General features: G+C 58.0%; 17 protein-coding genes and 1 pseudogene. 9 read left to right on the top strand and 9 right to left on the bottom strand.

The window, feature by feature from the left end; genetic code table 11:
• The first annotated feature begins 94 nt into the window (after positions 1–94).
• From SJ05684_RS24920 to SJ05684_RS24905, 4 genes are read left to right on the top strand one after another with little or no spacing between them, the layout of a single operon-like run.
• Positions 95–1,156 carry an SMODS domain-containing nucleotidyltransferase gene (locus tag SJ05684_RS24920; RefSeq protein ID WP_244938026.1) on the top strand — a complete coding sequence of 354 codons (1,062 nt, stop codon included), beginning with the start codon at positions 95–97 and terminating at the stop codon, positions 1,154–1,156.
• Entirely contained in the window at positions 1,153–2,841 is a 1,689-nt protein-coding gene (locus tag SJ05684_RS24915) for a ThiF family adenylyltransferase (RefSeq protein ID WP_050980147.1), read from the top strand. The genes SJ05684_RS24920 and SJ05684_RS24915 overlap by 4 nt, the downstream gene beginning before the upstream one ends.
• Positions 2,816–3,277 carry a M67 family metallopeptidase gene (locus tag SJ05684_RS24910; RefSeq protein ID WP_034857975.1) on the top strand — a complete coding sequence of 154 codons (462 nt, stop codon included), beginning with the start codon at positions 2,816–2,818 and terminating at the stop codon, positions 3,275–3,277. The genes SJ05684_RS24915 and SJ05684_RS24910 overlap by 26 nt, the downstream gene beginning before the upstream one ends.
• Positions 3,274–4,689, top strand: a complete 1,416-nt coding sequence (locus SJ05684_RS24905; protein WP_034857976.1) for an SAVED domain-containing protein — start codon at positions 3,274–3,276, stop codon at positions 4,687–4,689. The genes SJ05684_RS24910 and SJ05684_RS24905 overlap by 4 nt, the downstream gene beginning before the upstream one ends.
• A gap of 87 nt (positions 4,690–4,776) precedes the next feature.
• On the opposite strand, the gene SJ05684_RS24900 is transcribed toward SJ05684_RS24905, so the two are convergent.
• The 4 genes from SJ05684_RS24900 to SJ05684_RS29815 form a co-directional block, all read right to left on the bottom strand.
• Positions 4,777–4,986 (bottom strand): hypothetical protein, encoded by a 210-nt coding sequence (locus SJ05684_RS24900; RefSeq protein WP_034857977.1) that lies wholly within the window; start codon positions 4,984–4,986, stop codon positions 4,777–4,779.
• Positions 4,974–5,429: a hypothetical protein gene (locus SJ05684_RS29820; RefSeq protein WP_157211999.1), complete on the bottom strand. Its 456-nt coding sequence runs from the start codon at positions 5,427–5,429 to the stop codon at positions 4,974–4,976. Before SJ05684_RS29820 ends, SJ05684_RS24900 begins: the two co-directional genes overlap by 13 nt.
• Before the next feature lie 7 nt (positions 5,430–5,436).
• Positions 5,437–5,646, bottom strand: coding sequence for a hypothetical protein (locus SJ05684_RS24890; protein WP_034857978.1), 210 nt, complete (start codon positions 5,644–5,646; stop codon positions 5,437–5,439).
• A gap of 851 nt (positions 5,647–6,497) precedes the next feature.
• On the bottom strand, positions 6,498–6,641 hold the full coding sequence (locus tag SJ05684_RS29815) for a hypothetical protein (RefSeq protein ID WP_157212000.1): 144 nt from the start codon (positions 6,639–6,641) through the stop codon (positions 6,498–6,500).
• 241 nt (positions 6,642–6,882) lie between these two features.
• Here SJ05684_RS29815 and SJ05684_RS24880 point away from each other — a divergent pair, with 241 nt between their 5' ends.
• Positions 6,883–7,818 (top strand): helix-turn-helix domain-containing protein, encoded by a 936-nt coding sequence (locus SJ05684_RS24880; protein WP_034857981.1) that lies wholly within the window; start codon positions 6,883–6,885, stop codon positions 7,816–7,818.
• Between the two features lie 356 nt (positions 7,819–8,174).
• Here the strand turns inward: SJ05684_RS24880 and SJ05684_RS24875 are convergent.
• Positions 8,175–8,614: pseudogene (locus SJ05684_RS24875) on the bottom strand (transposase family protein); the annotation flags it as partial.
• 557 nt (positions 8,615–9,171) lie between these two features.
• Here SJ05684_RS24875 and SJ05684_RS24870 point away from each other — a divergent pair.
• The 4 genes from SJ05684_RS24870 to SJ05684_RS24855 all read left to right on the top strand — a co-directional run bounded on the left by SJ05684_RS24870 (position 9,172) and on the right by SJ05684_RS24855 (position 13,154).
• Positions 9,172–9,900, top strand: a complete 729-nt coding sequence (locus SJ05684_RS24870) for a hypothetical protein (RefSeq protein ID WP_157212051.1) — start codon at positions 9,172–9,174, stop codon at positions 9,898–9,900.
• A 115-nt stretch (positions 9,901–10,015) separates the two neighbouring features.
• Positions 10,016–11,614: a S8 family peptidase gene (locus SJ05684_RS24865; protein WP_034859749.1), complete on the top strand. Its 1,599-nt coding sequence runs from the start codon at positions 10,016–10,018 to the stop codon at positions 11,612–11,614.
• Positions 11,615–11,651: 37 nt separating this feature from the next.
• Positions 11,652–12,407, top strand: coding sequence for a DUF1353 domain-containing protein (locus tag SJ05684_RS30865; RefSeq protein ID WP_050980239.1), 756 nt, complete (start codon positions 11,652–11,654; stop codon positions 12,405–12,407).
• Positions 12,408–12,485: 78 nt separating this feature from the next.
• The gene (locus SJ05684_RS24855) at positions 12,486–13,154 is read left to right on the top strand and encodes a M12 family metallopeptidase (protein WP_034859747.1); all 669 of its coding nucleotides are present in this window, start codon (positions 12,486–12,488) and stop codon (positions 13,152–13,154) included.
• 96 nt (positions 13,155–13,250) lie between these two features.
• On the opposite strand, the gene SJ05684_RS30675 is transcribed toward SJ05684_RS24855, so the two are convergent.
• The 4 genes from SJ05684_RS30675 to SJ05684_RS24835 all read right to left on the bottom strand — a co-directional run bounded on the left by SJ05684_RS30675 (position 13,251) and on the right by SJ05684_RS24835 (position 16,511).
• Positions 13,251–13,520 (bottom strand): hypothetical protein, encoded by a 270-nt coding sequence (locus SJ05684_RS30675; RefSeq protein WP_244938025.1) that lies wholly within the window; start codon positions 13,518–13,520, stop codon positions 13,251–13,253.
• Positions 13,521–13,654: 134 nt separating this feature from the next.
• Complete coding sequence (locus SJ05684_RS30670; protein WP_244938024.1) at positions 13,655–14,131, bottom strand: TniQ family protein; 477 nt, start codon at positions 14,129–14,131, stop codon at positions 13,655–13,657.
• Positions 14,109–14,990, bottom strand: a complete 882-nt coding sequence (locus tag SJ05684_RS24840; protein ID WP_095694378.1) for a TniB family NTP-binding protein — start codon at positions 14,988–14,990, stop codon at positions 14,109–14,111. The genes SJ05684_RS30670 and SJ05684_RS24840 overlap by 23 nt, the downstream gene beginning before the upstream one ends.
• Before the next feature lie 6 nt (positions 14,991–14,996).
• A complete protein-coding gene (locus SJ05684_RS24835) occupies positions 14,997–16,511 on the bottom strand; it encodes a TnsB C-terminal domain-containing protein (protein ID WP_244938023.1) in 1,515 nt (504 codons plus the stop codon).
• Positions 16,512–17,051: the final 540 nt, after the last annotated feature.

Raw genomic sequence — 17,051 nt, 5'->3', positions numbered from 1 at the left:
ACGCTGAGGGATGCGACGAAATATTGGCATTGAATTTCGCAACGCTGGGTTGGAATTTCGCGCGCGGAATTCCTATGTTGTAGCGAAGGGTTAATTGGCTGCGAAAGGGCCATCGGACTCGCCCGCACTTCCAGAGGTATATATGGTCCCGAACGCACGTTTTCTCGAGTTTCTGCAAGATATCGAACCCAGCCCCACCACTGTAAGCAATTCATCAAAAGCCCATACGGGCGTCCGTAACCATCTTAAGGCGCACGACGACTTTAAGGCAAAGATCGAGGGAGACTTCCTCTCTGGAAGTTATGCGCGCAACACGTCCATCCGACCCAAGACGGATGCCGACGGCGTCGTGCGTCCTGACGTCGATATCATCATCGTGACCAACTACACGGAAGATGACGAGCCGGACGACGTCCTGAACGATCTGTGCGCCGCTCTCGAGGACGGAGGTGACGGCTACGTGGTCGAACGCATCAACAAGCGGTCGATCAAGCTGATCACGTCCCTTGCCGAAATGGATGTCGTGCCGGTGATCGAATGGGGGGAGCAATACAAGATCCCCGATCGTGAATCGGGCGAATGGAAGCTGACCGACCCGCCGGGCCACATCACCTGGAGCCGCGACCGCAACAGCGATTTCGGCGGACGTCTCAAGCCGCTGGTCAAGCTCTTCAAGTGGTGGCGCCGCCAAAACAACTCAGGCAAGCGGCCTAAGGGGTTCGTGCTCGAGGTCCTGACCGCGCTCCATGCGCCGCAGAACGAAACCCACTACGGTGAGGCCTTCGCCCAGATGCTCGAGAACATCCACAAGGCTTATGCTTTCCAGGCGGAGATGGATATCAAGCCCATCATATATGACCCTTCTGTCGCCGGCAGCGATATCCTTGCGAAGGTGTCGATCACGCAGTGGAAGGCCTTTATAGCCAAGGTGAAAACCTATGCCGACTACGCGCGGAAGGCCCAGTCGACCGACAACATGGACGACGCGACCTGGTACTGGCGCAAGGTGTTCGGCAGCCGGTTCCCGGCGACCGAAACGGAGAAAGTTGCCAAGGCAAGCAGCCTTCTTGAGAAAGCGGCTGCTACGGCAGGCACATCGTCATATGTATTTCCGGATGCCATGGCCGCACCGACCAAGCCGCGCGGATTTGCATGAGCATCTGGTGGCTTAACAACACCGTCCGCGTTGCTCGGGAAAAAGAAGCGGTAGAGAACCTGGCGATCGAAAACGAGTGGTTCGTTTTCGATCGCTGGGAGATACACGATTACAAGTTTGCGGCTGCCGGTTCGATCGTCGCGCACGGCGCCACCTATCCCGTCCGTCTCGTTTATCCGGACAACTTTCCGCTCGTGCCCGCCTGGGTGGAGCCGCAGGACCCTGAAGCGAAATGGTCCTATCACCAGTACGGCAAAGGCGGTGCGTTTTGTCTCGAACTGCGCCCCGATAACTGGACGTCCCGCGCTAGCGGGGCAGATGTTCTGCGTAGTGCCTTTGGCTTGCTCAACCTCGAGAACCCTTTGGGAGACGGGGAGAAGGGCAAGGTTACCTCGGCTCATAATGTAGGTGAGATCCAGAAATATAACTGGGGCGAGTCACCGGTCTTCATCGGGCATGAATGCCTTGAACGGCTCTTGAAGGGCGACATTCAAGACGTTCACGCACTGCGGTGGTCGGCCTCGGACAAAGTTTGGCCCATCTTTCTCAGCGACTCCATTGACCGTGAGGGTGTTCAGCGGCCACCATCGGTGGATCTGGACACTTGGCGGTTTCCCGTGCCCGTAGCTCTGGTAAGTGGGAAAGTGCCCGATGGTCTTCCTTTAGAGCGAACCGCCTTCACATCCACTCTCTGGGAGAGTTCGCCCGTGGAAGGCGAAGTGCACTTCGTAACTGTGTTCATCGAAGATGATGGCATCAACGTCTTCCATGTGCTTTCGGATAATGCCTATCACCGCAAGGTCTATATCCTGCCTCCCGAAACGGGTCTGCGCTCCGGTCGTGCACCGTCTTCACAAGGCAAAAAGGTTGCCATTGTCGGGGCCGGTTCGGTGGGCTCGAAAGTTGCGGAAATGCTGTTGCGTAGCGGGATCGACACCCTGCGCATCTTCGATGGCGACGTGTTCCTGCCGGGCAATCTGGAGCGCCATGTTCTCGACTGGCGGGACGTCGGATATCACAAGGTCCATGGGCTAAAGCGCCGGCTTCTGCATATCGTCCCGGGCGCAAATATCATGACCGTTGACCAGAACCTGAACTGGCAGAAATCAGCTAGCACCAACGCGGCTCATTTCGATCTGATCACGGCCTGCGACATCATCGTGGATGCCGCCGGCGATCCTGCGACTTCGATGCTGCTTGGTGCCCTGGCTTTCGAAAACCAGAAGCCATTCGTTTCTGTGGAAGTGTTCGAAGGCGGAATCGGGGCCTTGGTTGCGCCGTCCGTACCGAAGCGAAATGCCGCTTATACCCTCGGCCGAGAGGCCCTCCTGAACTGGACAGATGAAAAAGGGCGCGTCGTGCCGCTTTCGGCCGGCGATAGGGCTTATGAGGCAATCAGCCACAACGGCGAGATCATCGTAGCGGATGATGCGGCGATCAGCATGGCCGCCTCACATGCCGCCCGCGTTGTGCTCGACATCCTTGACGACAAGCTTGACGATTTCCGGTGGTTGCTGATTGGCTTCCGGAAGGAATGGGCCTTTGACATGCACGGCCATGTGATCGCGCTCGATGTCGGCGGTCCGTCAGAGTGGAATAGCAATACCGAGGATGCCGAGGCCCAGAAATTTGTAATCGAGATTGCCGGAGAATTGCTGGATGCTCTTAAAGCTTTCACCCAGTGAACTGGCAACTCTGACGACTGCCCTCAAGCGTGCCGGCGACAAGGAAATCGGGGGCCAGCTGTTCGGCGAACAGGTTGAGCCCTCGCACTTCCGCGTATCCACAATGACGCTTCAGGCTCGGCCCGGCACTTTCAGCCGGTTCCTGGTCGACATTCTTCAGGCCGTACGCGATGCAACGCGATTCTTCGACCGGACTCATCACCAGTATCGCCGCTACAACTATATCGGCGAGTGGCACAGCCATCCCAGCTTCGAAGTCCGCCCTAGTGGGGTCGACGTCCAGAGCATGCGGGATCTGGTCAGGGATCCGGATTTCAAGGGCAGCTTCGCAGTGCTGATGATCGTTCGCCTGCGCGCCGACAAATTCGAGGCGGGCGCTTGGCTCTTTGATCCACGCGGCTTCGAGCAAAACGTAAAATTGGAATTGGACGCATGACCGACAAGCAGCCAGCGCCAACGCTGACCGATTACAGAGGTATGGGTGGCGTGATCGCCCAGAATGGTTTTGAATACCAGATCTGGGACGGCCTTGCCCGACTGCCGGCCTGGCTCGTGAATCCCGCGTTCGAAGGCATGATCTTCGAAGGTCTCGAAGATCTCGAAGCCCGCTTTTTTGCGCCTCTGGCGCCACACGGCTCAGTCATCGACCGCCATCAGGCCAAGTCGGGTGTTCTTAAGCCGGCCGACGTCAAGGAGATCGTGGAAGGGTTCTCTCATTATCATGATAGCTACCCCGATACCGCGAGAACCCATATTCTCGTCACGCCGCAGATTCCCGCCACCTTGGCTTACATGGCGAAGGACCGGGACCGGGTCCGGAAGGCGCGCCCATTCTATGATCCGTTTACGGAGATCAAGGCACACTTCGATGCCAAGTTCCGAGCCGATGTTGTCGCTCAATATCCGGATCCGCTTGGCGGATTCGTGGTCGATTTTGTAGACTTTGACGAACGCAACATACCGGACGAAAACACAGCCCGAAGCCTGTTTGATAGTGCGTTCCATGAGGCGTTTCCCGCCTTGGACCTCAAGTCCAGCCAGCTCCAGAAGATCTTCGACGATCTTCTCGCAATGGCCAAGGCGAACCACAACATCGGCAGTTTCCTGACCCGATCGGCCTTGGTTCAGTGTATTGAAGCAGCGATGGACGAAAGCCTGCCTTTGCCACCCTTCGCTCTGCATATTCTCTCCGACCGGAAGGAGAGTAATCCCTCGATGCTGGAACTGGACGCCGCCGCATTTTCGGCCGGCGCCGGCAGCACGGCCGACTGGCATGAAGGATTGCTCAAGCCTCTGCAGCGAACGGCCACCTGGCTGAAGCAACAGGGAGCGTCCCGCCTGACTCTGCAGGGATCCTATCGTCTGTCGGCCGGCTTTGCTCTCGGATGGTCGTTTCGATCAGCCTCCGGCTTCGACATCGATATCCTGACCCGTGACGGCGTATGGGCAACGGACGATCGTCCTGAGGCAGGCGCTGCGTATCCTCAATGGGACGTGTCGGAGCCTCAGCTGGATCCAGGTGATGTTTTGACCGTGAGCATCGGGATCCTCCGGGACCCTTTCCGCGATCTGGTCTCATCGGGGATTCCTGCCGAAAAAATCCAGCGCTTCCAACTCTCAGTGCCGGTTACGTCGGCCAAAGAAATGCAGGCGATCGTCGGGCAGGTCAAAGGGCGCATTGCCCGTCTTGCGGCAAAATACCAGCTGAAGCAGATCCAGTTCTATTATGCCGGTCCATCTCAGTTCGCCGTCGCGCTCGGCCACCGGTGGAATACCATGCCTGAAACAGTGCTCCACGAGTTCAACGCTGGAACCCGAGAATATGTGGCTACGCTGACGCTCAAATAGGCCGCCGAAAACTTTGGCGGGCAGGCAATGGTGCGGACGTCACGATGGGAGGCAAGCTCCCCAAAGCCACCTGCGGTTCTTGAAATGTCATCCGGCATAAGCCTTGTCACGCCCGTCAACCAGCATTCCAAGCCAGTTTTCTAGGCCGTCGAGATAATCGGCCAGCTTCTCCATATGTATGGCAAACCAGCGGATATTAATATGGACGAGATCCGCCCCCAGCGTGCGCGTCGCGTCGCGACTGCGCGCGTAGCGGAAGCTCTCCCCTCGTGGATCCCGCTCATTTAGCTGGCGCATGTAGGCTTCGATACCGTCGAGATCTTCCAGGGCAAGTGGTCGGCGCCTGCCAGATCGCAAATGGGATCAAGCATGGGCCGAATCATGTTCCACAGCTGCGCAAGATCGTGCCGACCCAGGTGCTTTTCCTGACTTCCCGATATCGGCGCGTTGAGAAGATCGGCGCCGAGGCGGAAAATGTCCTTGAGCATCAGTTCGACGTGATGACGGTAAAGATAGACGATCGGATAAACGATGGAATCCTGATCGTGGGGGCGCTCGCACATCTGTGCGGCCAGCTGGTAAGCAGCCCTCCGGAAGCCGGCCTTATAAGCATGGTCAACCTCGCCCCAGTGCTGAATGCAAGCATTGAGTGGCCAGTCTTCAGTGCTCGACCCGAACAGGACATCAGCCGCGCGCGGAGGTGGGGAGGCATTAAAGACGGATCCGGTTGCGTCGTTCATGGCAAATCTATTTGTATTGAAACTTGGGTCCGCCCCCCAACGCAACCAGCTGGTCGAGGACGTCCTCAGCGTCGGTGAGAATCTTGGTGCGCTCTTGGTCGAACTCTCCATTCGCACCATAAGCTTGGATCCAAGCCGCCCGGGCCTCTGTGTCAGAAATCCATGTCAAACGGGCATGGAGGGCATCTAAACGCTTGTTCAGCTCGTCTTCGTTCATCGGGTTCTTCTTTGATATGACATTATCACATCGAATCAGTGTTTTGGTCTCAATGATCCTATGGTGTCATGGGTTCGATTCCGACCTCACTCTGCCGCTACTCACCCCTGATGGGATCTCAAGGCGAGGGGTTGCCCTTCAGAGAATTGCTCTTAGCCCACAGAGCCTACAGGTCTACCCCATCTTGCCTGCTTTGGCCACGATGTGCTCTCGCAGAGGGTCGTGAACATCCAAGATGGGAGGTGGGGCATTTCGTCCACCACTGGTGACTGATGCTGTAATTTCCGGAGGGGCAGCGCGATCAAGGATGCTGCGGCCACCGTTGCGTTTTTCGAACATCCGCTTAATTGAGAGGAACGGCAATTTCAGATCGTACGGTCGGCAGCACGCGCCATATCGCCGATCTGACCCACAGCTGCAAAGTTCAGCCTCCTTGAACTGGAGTAGCCGGTAGTAGGGGTCAGATCGCCCTGCAGCATCCGGCATCGCGTGCTGGCGTCCCACCCACCGATCAAAAACCGCCAAGTGCAGGTGCCGGAGCGCCCATACGCTGTAGAGGTCCAGCAAAGTGCGCAAGTCACCGCCCGGCGACCAAGCGTTGTCGAGCTTCGGGTGATAAGCGCATACAGAGCCATCAGTGAAATTAGTGTGTCGCGGGCCGATCCATTCGACCTGCCCATCTTGCTCCCAAAACGCCCATCCGCGCGGCTCCACCGCAGGTGTGTACGGCAAGGCGATAAGAAATTTGGCTTCGCGCGCTAGGCCATCCAAGACGCGGCTGCGCGCGAGAAGCCATACCCCGTGCTCGTCGGGGAGGAGAGTTGCTCCGGGGTATGCTCGTTGCACATCCTCTAGCTGCCGAGCGTAGTGGCCGGCGAGGCCGACGACCCGTGGTTGGGCACGGGTCGCCCGTGATCGATCGGACGACCCTTGCCGTCGGGTGGACCCTTGCCGTGACCTGGCTGCGGGTCCTCGCGCACTCTGTCGTTGCTCATGATTTTTCTCCTGGACGGTTGTTGACGTGGGCTGCGGGTCGAGGATGACGATGCCCCCGTCCTTTACCCTCACGGGCTGGCGCGCGTCCAAACCGTCGCCAATCCGCTGCAACTCAGCGCGCGCATCGCCGTTTAACAAGACTTCCATTTTACCTGCCGATGTGCGAATCTGTGTCACCAGCACAGGATGCCTTTAGCGAGGAAACGTGTCAACGTGTGCTGATCGCACAATTGGGTAAAAATGAACGAATTCGAGGAAAAACTCGTCAGGGCCGTCCGCGAGAAGCGAGAACGCGAAGGCTTCAGCATTAGGGCGCTGTCGGGGATCGTGGGGATCAGTTTCTCCACGCTGGCCCGCATCGAGCGGGGCGATGGATCGCCCGACAACAACTCCAAGATCAGGCTGCTCGAGTGGCTCGGCCCGGACGCCGATGCACATGAGCTCGGCTTTGACCAGGTGGCATTCGTCCACTTCCGCGCCGGGAAGAACGCATCCTCCGGGACGGTGCAAACCTTGCTGCGGGCCGCGGCATGTCTTCGGCAGCACTATGCCGAGGGAGACACATCGGAGCCGAGCAATGCGCTAACAGATGGTGAAGTTATCGTTATGTCCAAGGAGGAACTAGAGCAGACCGCTGAAGATTTCCGAAAGGACTTAGGATTGAAGAAGAACGATCCATTGGATCCGTTCTTTTTGATTGTCGATTCAGTCACAGTAGAGCGGCTGCGGGATTCATCCTGCATCGATGAGAAAACAAGAAACACGCTTGCAGGACCATCGTGCAACGAGTGGTCGGCGATGAGCATTCCGTTGAACGCTGTTCAGGATAGCTGGGTTGTTTTTCTAAACGACTCCCATACCATAGAGAGACAAAGAGTAACGCTGCTCGAAGAGTATTGGCACATTCTTTCCGGGCATAAGCTTACTAAGATAGCGAAGATTGCCGGCTCCTTCGGCCGTACGTACGACAGTGCTGAAGAACACGACGCTTATTTCCTTGCGTCGGCGACGTTGCTCCCACGAGATGCGGTCAAGCGAATGATCTCGGATGGCAAGAGTGCCGCTGAGATTGCGTCTTTCTTCGGGACCTCACCAGAGCTGGTTGAATATCGAATAAAGCGGCTTGGACTTTGGCGCGATCATATCGGAAAGAAGGTGAGCCTCGCTAAGCCCTAAGAAGCTCCCCCTAAAGCGACTGCGCACTTTCAGCAATTGGCGTCCCGAGAAGCTGACTCGGCTCTCGGCCATGTGCACCGCTGCTAAGCGTCCGAAGACTTTCATCGCAGCAAATCGGATGTTTCCGTTCTGTGCTAAAAAGATGGTGTAACGGGCGGAACCCGGCCCGCCCGGTTTGAAGGGCCGGTGGTCGTCCCTCACAATGATGGTGTCGCGGAGTCAGGAGTGGCCTGCTCCATAGCAGCACGGAGAGACGACCATGAAGCAGTATGCCGGCATCGACGTATCCCTGTCGCTTGGCACGTAAACGGGTTCTTCCTCACTTTGTGTGGTGGCGATTTTGGCCGAGCGGCAGCAGCGGGCTCGGTATCCCGCTTCAGCTGCCGCAGGATCGTGTCGTCGCTGACCGGCATGCCGAGCGTCGCATCAAGCGCTCGCCGGGACGGTCGCCTGCGCTATGGTCTAGCAGACCGACAATCGCGGAGACCCTCCTTGTCCGGCGCGCATAAGGGGAGGCAGTCGTCGGCAGTCGCTCGGTGAACGTTTGTCGTTCACATTTCTGATGCGCGCACCGCCAGCGGCTCAACCGAAGCTTCACCGTTACGGTCTTTCCCTGGACCGGCAGATCTTGAAGGCTTCGGTTGGACCAGCCATGCCGATTTCGGGTCCGCCGTCCGCAATCAGGGCAAATGCCGAAGGCTGGTCCGGCAGCGGAAACAACCCAGCTGTCATCATCAGTGAGCGCGACACCCAGAACTTGATCCCTGGCCGGCGGCCATTTCATTTTCGTTCGCATACCACGCCTATAGCGGCATCATGTCTAACGGCGAGTGAACCACACAAATTGAGGGAGACCCAAATTAAATGCCAAGCGACAGTACGGCGTCTGCCCTTGCACGCAGGCATCGACGGTCACTTCCAATGACTTCCCACAAGAAAAATTAGCGTTGGAGATTTGTGAATCACAAATTGTAACGGGCGGCTTTGCAACTGGCTAATTTAAGGGGTTGGTTGTATAAACTGGTGCTGATAAATGCCTCCCGCAGGGCGCTGCATTGAGCAGCAATGTTACTTCTGGAACAGACAGGTATTCCGGCGGGAGTACAATAAGCAGCCGTTGCAGATAGAATGTCGATTTTTCGTTTGGCGGCCATCGCGAGATAGCTGCGGATATTTGTCGTGCGAATGCTGCGAGCATTGTTGCTCAGGACTTAATCGACGGTAGCGCGGGGCGATTACATTTAGTGAATAGTTGCAGAGAGAAGTGGCTGGTGACGCCAATCACTTCTGAGAAGCACTCGTGTTGTCTAATTCAAGATGCCGCCGCGTATCCTGACTTATTGGTGGAGGGGAATGACCATGAGTGTGGAGCAACGATATCCCGAAATTCAGCCGTTTCTTGACGACACAACTGATTACGTGAACGAGGGGGCCGAGATAAACGTCAATGGCAGAAGATATCTTGTGGTGACACAGCGCGGCGAGGAGGATTCCGGCCAACTTCTCTTCGAAATTACCGAGCGCGGACTGGAATTGCGCGACTCGGACACCGCCATTGATGTCCTCCAGCGTGAGACCGCAACGCCGACGGCAGCGGGCGTCTCATGTGGTCCTAGCGATGCTAACGCCCATCGTGACGTGCATTCTCGGGCCGTCGAGCAGGTCGACAGATTTTCGTCCGCTGACGGACCAGACCATGGGAATTTGGCGTGCGTGTGGGCTGTTCGGAGGATCGCCCACCAGGTTCTTGGCAGATGGATAACGAGAACCGACGGAACCGCTATCTTTGACCAGGAACTACGCGCCTGCTTCGGACACACACTCCAGGATGACGAAGTACCAGCGGGCGGGATCATCATCTCGCCAACGGAGACGGTCGGTACGCGCCGAAACATAGGCCATGTGGGGCTGCTTGGGCCCCACACGGGCAACGGGAGCCGGCTTATCTATTCAAACTCCAGCTCCGCCGCGAAGTGGAAGCAAAATTTCACCCTGGAGAGCTGGATTGCCAGGTACCGCGTAGCGAAGGGGCTGAAGGTCCGCTTTTTCCCTCTGCCCCTGAGAGGCGGGCCAATCGCCTGAGATACTGGCGCAATATCGTGGAGTTCCGCAGATTGTGAGCTTTTGCCGCAAAGCCCGCGCGGATCCCCACACATTATTGAGCTTTCATTTGAACTTCTGAAATAAGGAGGGTGCGATGTTGTACAGAACGATCACCCTGTTAGGGCTGGCGACGCTATCTTCGATTGCAGTTGCTTTGCCCACGCATGGGCAATCCACGTTTTCCAAATCCGGAACCGCTCTCCCATCGAAAGACGCTAGCGCCGCGATCGAGCAACTCGGTACCGTTGGCGTCGAGGAATGGAAGAAGCAAAGGACACAGCCGCGGGAGCTGACGGCCGACACCGAGGGACTCGATCCTGCCGGGAAAGCCGCTCTGGAAATGAGCGGCGAGCAGACCAAGAGCATGCCGTTCGTGGTGCCGAACTCGATGATAATACAGTTCAAGCCCAACACCACCCCTGAGCAGATTGAAGACTATGTGGAGACGAAGAACGTCGAAGTCATTCAAACGTTTCCGAACATCGGGGCGATTCAGATCGACGTGGACATCTCGCAATACTTCGAGCCGAGATTGTCCGACCAAAGTTCCAACGATGCGATTCTGCGGGGCGTTACCACAGCTATCTCGGAATTCAGGAAGGACAGCCGGGTTCAAGCCGCCACGCCCGACATCCTTCTAACCGACAAAAGCGGAAACGACCCGGAAGCTGACCCGACCAGCGCGCTCCCCCCAGAGACAGCTGCGCCCGTGGCTGCGATGGCTGGCGAAGTAATGGACTGGGGCGTAAGCGACATAGAAGCCGATCAACTGTGGAACATGCCCGGAGCCCGCGACGGAGCAATCTTGGGCGTCCTTGACGTTGGATTTTCGCGACACACGGATCTTATCTTCCTCGGGCTGCCGCCAGATACAAAACCGGACAACCACGGCAATCATGTCGCCGGGATTGGCTGTGGGCTTCACAACGGAAAAGGCGTCCAAGGCGTCCTTCCGAACTGTTTCGTCAGGGCCCGCGCAGGCGACGTCTTTTTCGAGGCTATGGAAGGAAACCCCGAACTGAGATTCATGGTGCTTTTTGGCCAGATTCTCAGCACATTGGATAGGTTTGTGCTGGAGCAGAGCGACATAAGGACGTTCAACGTCAGCCTCGGATATAACTGGAGACGCAACTTCGGCATCAATCCTGATCTCCCAGAGTCCTCTCAATGGAGAACGCTGGTGGAGATGCAAGGGCTTATGCTCGTAACCGTGCTTGAGCGGGCTGATCAGAGTGGAAAGGTAATATTCTCGGCTGCCGGCAATGACAGTTCCGGACTCGGTGTCCCGATCCAAGCGAAGTATGCAAGCCCCTTCAACTGGGCCGCCATCACCGCACGCGAACGGGGTATCGCCGACAACGGATACATCGTGGGAGCACATGGATCTAACGGCAGCAGGGCTGGCTTTTCGAACAGCGGAGCCCAGATATCCTGCCCGGGTGTCAACGTCCTCAGCGCCGTTGCCTTCGACGCGAATAGTCAGCCTTCAGAGTCCGCCTATGGAAAGATGAGCGGGACATCGATGGCATCACCGTACTGCGCTGCGGCTCATGTTCTGCTGAAGCTCGTGCGGCCCGGCTACACCGGCGCAGAGATCGCACGGTGCATGTTGGCGACAAGCGTCAACACAGACGACGGCACGCCGCGCCTTAAGCTGACGCAAGCGCTGGCCGCATGTCCTCCGCGCGGATGACATTCACTTAGATCGACGCCATTGCTGGAGGGGAAAGATGGGACGAACAATCGATCAGCGTTTCCCGGTCGCCGCTACGGTTTTCCTGGCAACGACACTCGCCTTCGTTTCTCACTCGAAGGCAGACTTCGTTGGTAGTCTCGAGCTCCTGCCTCCGGGGTGCGAGACCGCGGGAAACTGCAGACTAGGCCAGGACTTCGGTTTCGTGGACGCGAGCGGACTAGGCTGGCAGGCAAGTAAGGGCCTGCTGACTGATGGGGCGTCCATTCCCCCTTGGGCGAGGCCACTTGTGGGCGCCCCTTTCGAGGCAGCGTTCATCAAGGCGGCTGTGATCCATGACCATTATTGTGACAGACACGTTCGCCCTTGGAGGCAGACCCACAGAGTTTTCTATGACGCATTGATCGCAAGCCAAGTCTCAAAATCGAAGGCTGGGGTCATGTATTTCGCTGTGATGATCGGCGGCCCCAAATGGGCCAGACTAATAAGAGGCAGACCGTGCCCCGTGGGAATGAGTTGCATCAACCAGGTAAACGTCACCAACTCGGTACCGGGAAGCGCGATCGCATTGGGCGAAGCTGGAGAGCTGTACGTCTCGCGGCCAGACGAATACGGTTCTGCCCGATTTGTGAACACCCTTTCTGGCCATCTGCCTGACCTTGAAAAGTCGGGAGAAGGGCTGACGGCAGAAGACGTCGAACGGTTGGCCGGGAAGGCGATGGCGGACGATTTCTATTATAGGAACGGAGACGAAGTGGGGTCCGGTGTGAGCGTTACGCTGCAGACCGAATAACCCGCAGCCGCGACGCGACACGCACGGTGGTATCTGGCACCTTCGGCCCAAAAATCGGAGTTTAGGGGAGGGGCACACATGAGAAACAAACTTCGGGTTTGGCTAGTATCCGGGACTTTGTTGACAATGTCATGCTCTTTGGCACAAGCCCAGAGCGCCCGTCCCGCGGGTGTCACTGATGAGGAATTGTTCGGGACTGTCATCCGTCAATCGAAATGGGAGACTCTACCGATCCAGGTCTGCTGGGAAAACCCGGGGGAGAACGACGCGCGCTATCGAGCAATTACTCGGTCTGCTGTCGAGGAGACTTGGGAACGGCATTCCGCCGTCCGGTTTACAGGTTGGAGGGCTTGCGCCGCCAACGACTCCGGAATTCACATTCGTATCGCCGATGAGGGGCCGCACGTGAAGGCGCTGGGACGCTACCTCGACAAGCGGCCCGAAGGAATGGTCCTGAATTTCACCTTTGCGAACTGGAGTCCTGGCTGTCAGCGCACCCAAGACTTTTGCGTGTACGCGATCGCCGCGCACGAGTTCGGCCATGCCCTCGGGTTTGCCCATGAGCAGAACCGCCCCGATGCTCCTGCGCAGTGCCGCGCTGAAAACGCGCAGGGCACGACCGGCGACTACAATGTGACGAAGTATGATCCCTTTTCCATCATGAACTATTGTAACCCGACATGGAACGGCGACGGGAAACTGAGCGAACTCGACATCGAGGCGGTGCAAAAATTCTACGGCAAGTAGTCTCTTGCTTGCTTGTCGCTTGGCACGTAAACGTGAGAATGCGGCTGTTTCAGCCGGATGTGGCATTTAAAGATGAGAATCCGACGGGCGGGATTCTCAAATTAACTGCAACTGCGAAGACGCCACCGAACGGCATGTATGGGTCATGATCTCGTCGATAGCGCTGCTGAATCGTGCTTGGTTCTGACCCATCATTTTCGCACGCAGCATTTTGAGCATCTCTGGTCCAGCCCGCTCGACGATAGCTACTCCTGCCAGCAGAGCAGGTCGCAGATGCAGCGGCAGGATCGGACTTGCTGGAGTAGGCAGGTTCCTCCGTTCCGTAGCGACGACACCATCGAGATCTGGAATGATTGTGCCGAGCACCCTGAATCGCCACGGTTCGTACTCACGGGGAAGGGGTCTCGGCACGCGTCGCATCAGCAGAAGGCGCGCGATTTCGGCCGGCGATGTCCAGGTTCGGATACCGCGCTCGGCTTCATCGTCGAGGAGCCGTTCTCCTATGAGCGCGGCCCTTTATAGCGGTCGAAAGGAGAGGGGCGATCATGCCCTCCTGCGCGCTCGAGCAGGTCGCCGCAAAGCGGACAGGTGATGCGCCAGCCGAGAAACTGGCTGCGAAGGAGAGGCCTCGGTTCGTGGTCACCCGAATGACAGGCACAGGACTGTAGCGGTCTGGCCGCAATCAGGCGTCGCGATGCTGGCGCCACATTCGAAAAGGTCATGCGGCGCAGGGTGGCCGGTTCGGTGGAGAAGATGCCGGCGAGGCGGGTGACCTGAGTAGCCGTCAGATTGCGATCGGCCGAGCGCAAAGACGACACCTCGGGAAGACAATGCCGCAGCATACCAAGTGGCGGGATCGCATAGAAGGAAGCATGCCGGCTGATCCACGACGACAAGAGCTCGTCGGCGTGGGGCGCCAAGATTACCGGCAATTGCCGCGAGGATGTTCCCGCGTCATGCGAAGGCTGCCTCGGCATCAAACTCCGGCTCCCACTTCTCGATCGCTTCGTTGGTAATCTGCTCGCGTCCGCTTTCGATGGCCTCAATGGCGAGGGTGTTGATGGTGTGGAAAATGTTGGCGGTAATGCCCTCGGTGATCTGCAGCATCCGCCGCAGCGATTTTGCAGTTAACACCGAGGACTGCCGCAATGGAGTGTTGCGCAAGATTGACACGACCAGAGTCTCGAACTGTTCGTTTGCAGCCCAGCGGCTCAACGTGAATTGCTCGAACCGGCGGGCCAGTTGCACGTCGCCGCTAATGGCTTCCCGCGCCTCGTTGACGCCGAAGCAAACGAGTGAGATCCGCAGACGATTGCTAAGAAAGCGCAGAGTGTTGAGAACGATGCGCTGCTCACGATAGGTTCCGGCGAGAATGTTGTGCACCTCGTCGATCACCAGCACCTGCACGCCGATCGCTTCCATGATCCGCAATGCAGCCTGCTCCATCTGGGCGATATCGGCCCGCGGCCGCTGGGGTGCGCCGAGCAGGGTCAGCAGTTCAGCGTAGAACCGCCGTTCGCCGGGCCGGCTGGTCATCTCCATCGCCAAAACCGGTGTCTTCAGTGTTCCCGTCAGCGAATTGAACGTTGGCGGATGCTGGTCGCGGAAACGCTTCATGATCATCGTCTTGCCCATGCCGCTGTCGCCATAGATAGCGACGGAAGGCATCCGCGTTCCTCGTGGATGATCGAGGAGCCGGTTCAGCCGATCGAGCGCCTGCTTGGCGCGCGGGTAGAGCACCCACCGGCGCGATCGTATCGCACGAATGCGTTGCTCGTCCGTTTCAGCAAGCAGCGCTGCGGCGCTCGCGGTCAGGTGGGAGATTTCGTTGTTCATGCCAGCTCACTCCGTGTCCTCGACAAAGGGCACAGGTTTGCTGGAGTCGATTCCCCGAAGCGAGCCCCATCCGCGGTCATCCACGTTCGTTTTTGGCTTTCCTGCACCGCCGCGTCGTACGGCTGCCGTCTTCTTGGTTGCTGCATCCACCAGTTGGCGCTGCGCGATTGCCGTGCCGACGATGGCGCGGGTATTGATTTCCTGTCGCCCTTTCGCCAGCAGTGTGCGTCGCGCCGCCACGGCCTCATGAAGTGTCACCGAAGGCAGGGTCAAATCAGCATAGCGGGCTTCCACGAAATTGCCCGAAGGTCGCCGTACGAAGATACGGGCCATGTCCCGAGGGTCGTATTTAACGAGCAGGCGACGGTTCGAGCGACCGACGTCGGCGCTGAGCGCAGCTGACCAGTAGCGCAGGCCAAACAGATGAATACCGTTTGGCCGCAATGTGCGCTCCTGTTCGGGCAGGAACGCCAGCCAGAAACGCATTCGATCCTGCGGCAGTCGCAGCGGAATCTCGCCCTCGTGCTCCCGCCAGACGGCAATTGGCGGGCGGCCCAAGCTGCTGTGGATCGACTGATGATAGGAGCCGACAATGTCGAGGACGATGTAGCGCTCGAGTTCGCGCAAAGTGAGCGCCGAATGCCGCTTGGAATCGTATTCGCCAAGCTCCTGCGCACTGCTGAAAGTCGTGCCGGGCAGCAGGTGGAGTTTTCCCATCTGGGTGCCGATCAGACGCTCGATATGGCCACCGAAGCGCGGCTCAGCCGGCGGTCGCCATGCGATCGCAATGCCTGCATCCTGGCACCCTCTCTTGAAAGCACGGCTCCTGAAGTCGGCGCCGTTGTCGACGTGCAGCGTCTCCGGCAGACCGGCGACGGGCCAAGGTTCGGTGATCTCGCGCTCCCGCAACCAGGCCGATTTGTCGAAGACTGAGTGCAGCAGGCACAGACTGGTCGACAGCCGGGAGGGCGCATCCATCGTCAGGTAAAATCCCGTCACCATGCGGCTGCAGACATCCATCGCCAGTGTCAGCCAGGGCCGGCCGATCGGCTGCCGGGTCTCCTCGTCGACGACAAAGATGTCCGCCTTCGTATGGTCGACCTGAACGACCTGCAAAGGCCGGGAGGCGGCAAACACCCCAGGAACGGCCTGTGTCTGCTTCACGATCTCGGTTTCGCCGCGTCGTTTGGCGCGCTTCTGCAGATCGATCTCCTCGAGACGAGCCTTGATCGTTCGGCGATGCGGCGGCTTGAGCCCGGCCGACATGCAGTTCGTCTGCACATCCCGGACCAGCTGCGAAACTGTCGGCCGGTTTCGTGTCAGGTAGTATCTGTTGATCGTCGTGCGGATGATCTCTTCCCGCTGGTCATCCAGTACCCGGTGGCCCTGCGGTCGACCGCGCTTGCGATCCACCAACGACATGACCGTGCCACCGGCTCGAAACAGCTTGATAAGGCGATACGCGGTCGCTCGACTGACTTCGAGCTCGGTCGCAAGCAGTGCCACATCTCCGGCTGTCATCTTGCCAGTCCGGTGTTTCAGAAATTCCCGAATCGCGTCTGCGCGTCGGCACGCTTCATCCCAAAGCGCTTCATCGACTTCATCGGGAAGTGGGTCACTCATTGCAGGAACACCGTCGATTATCTCGACTGCCTGATTCTCACATTAAGTGACAAAATCCAAGTCGCATTCTCAAATTAAGGGCCGATTCTCAAATTAAGAGTCGTGGCAACGTATTGAAATCATTGGCGCGGAAATCTCATAATTTAATGGCAAATGACAAGCATGAAATGCGAGCTCTGAAAACTCGGACTCACGTTCCCGAATGTTACGCTTGATGCCGACCGGACCACGGCTGAAATAACCTGCGCGGGCCAAGCCGCTCAATTCTTCGGCCCCGCCGTGGCGGGGCCGCCCTTTCTGGTGCGACAGTAAGCAACGGGGCAAGGCACGTAGGGGCCGCTATGGTGCCTCGCCACGGGCACTACGGAGATGTTCTCATTTTGTGCTTCGAAAATCGCATAATGTATCGACCGGAACTGCGCTGGTAGAGGCGTCGAA

The sequence above is a fragment of the Sinorhizobium sojae CCBAU 05684 genome, from assembly GCF_002288525.1.
Taxonomy (GTDB): domain Bacteria; phylum Pseudomonadota; class Alphaproteobacteria; order Rhizobiales; family Rhizobiaceae; genus Sinorhizobium; species Sinorhizobium sojae.
This window is presented reverse-complemented; position numbering and strand designations above follow the sequence as displayed.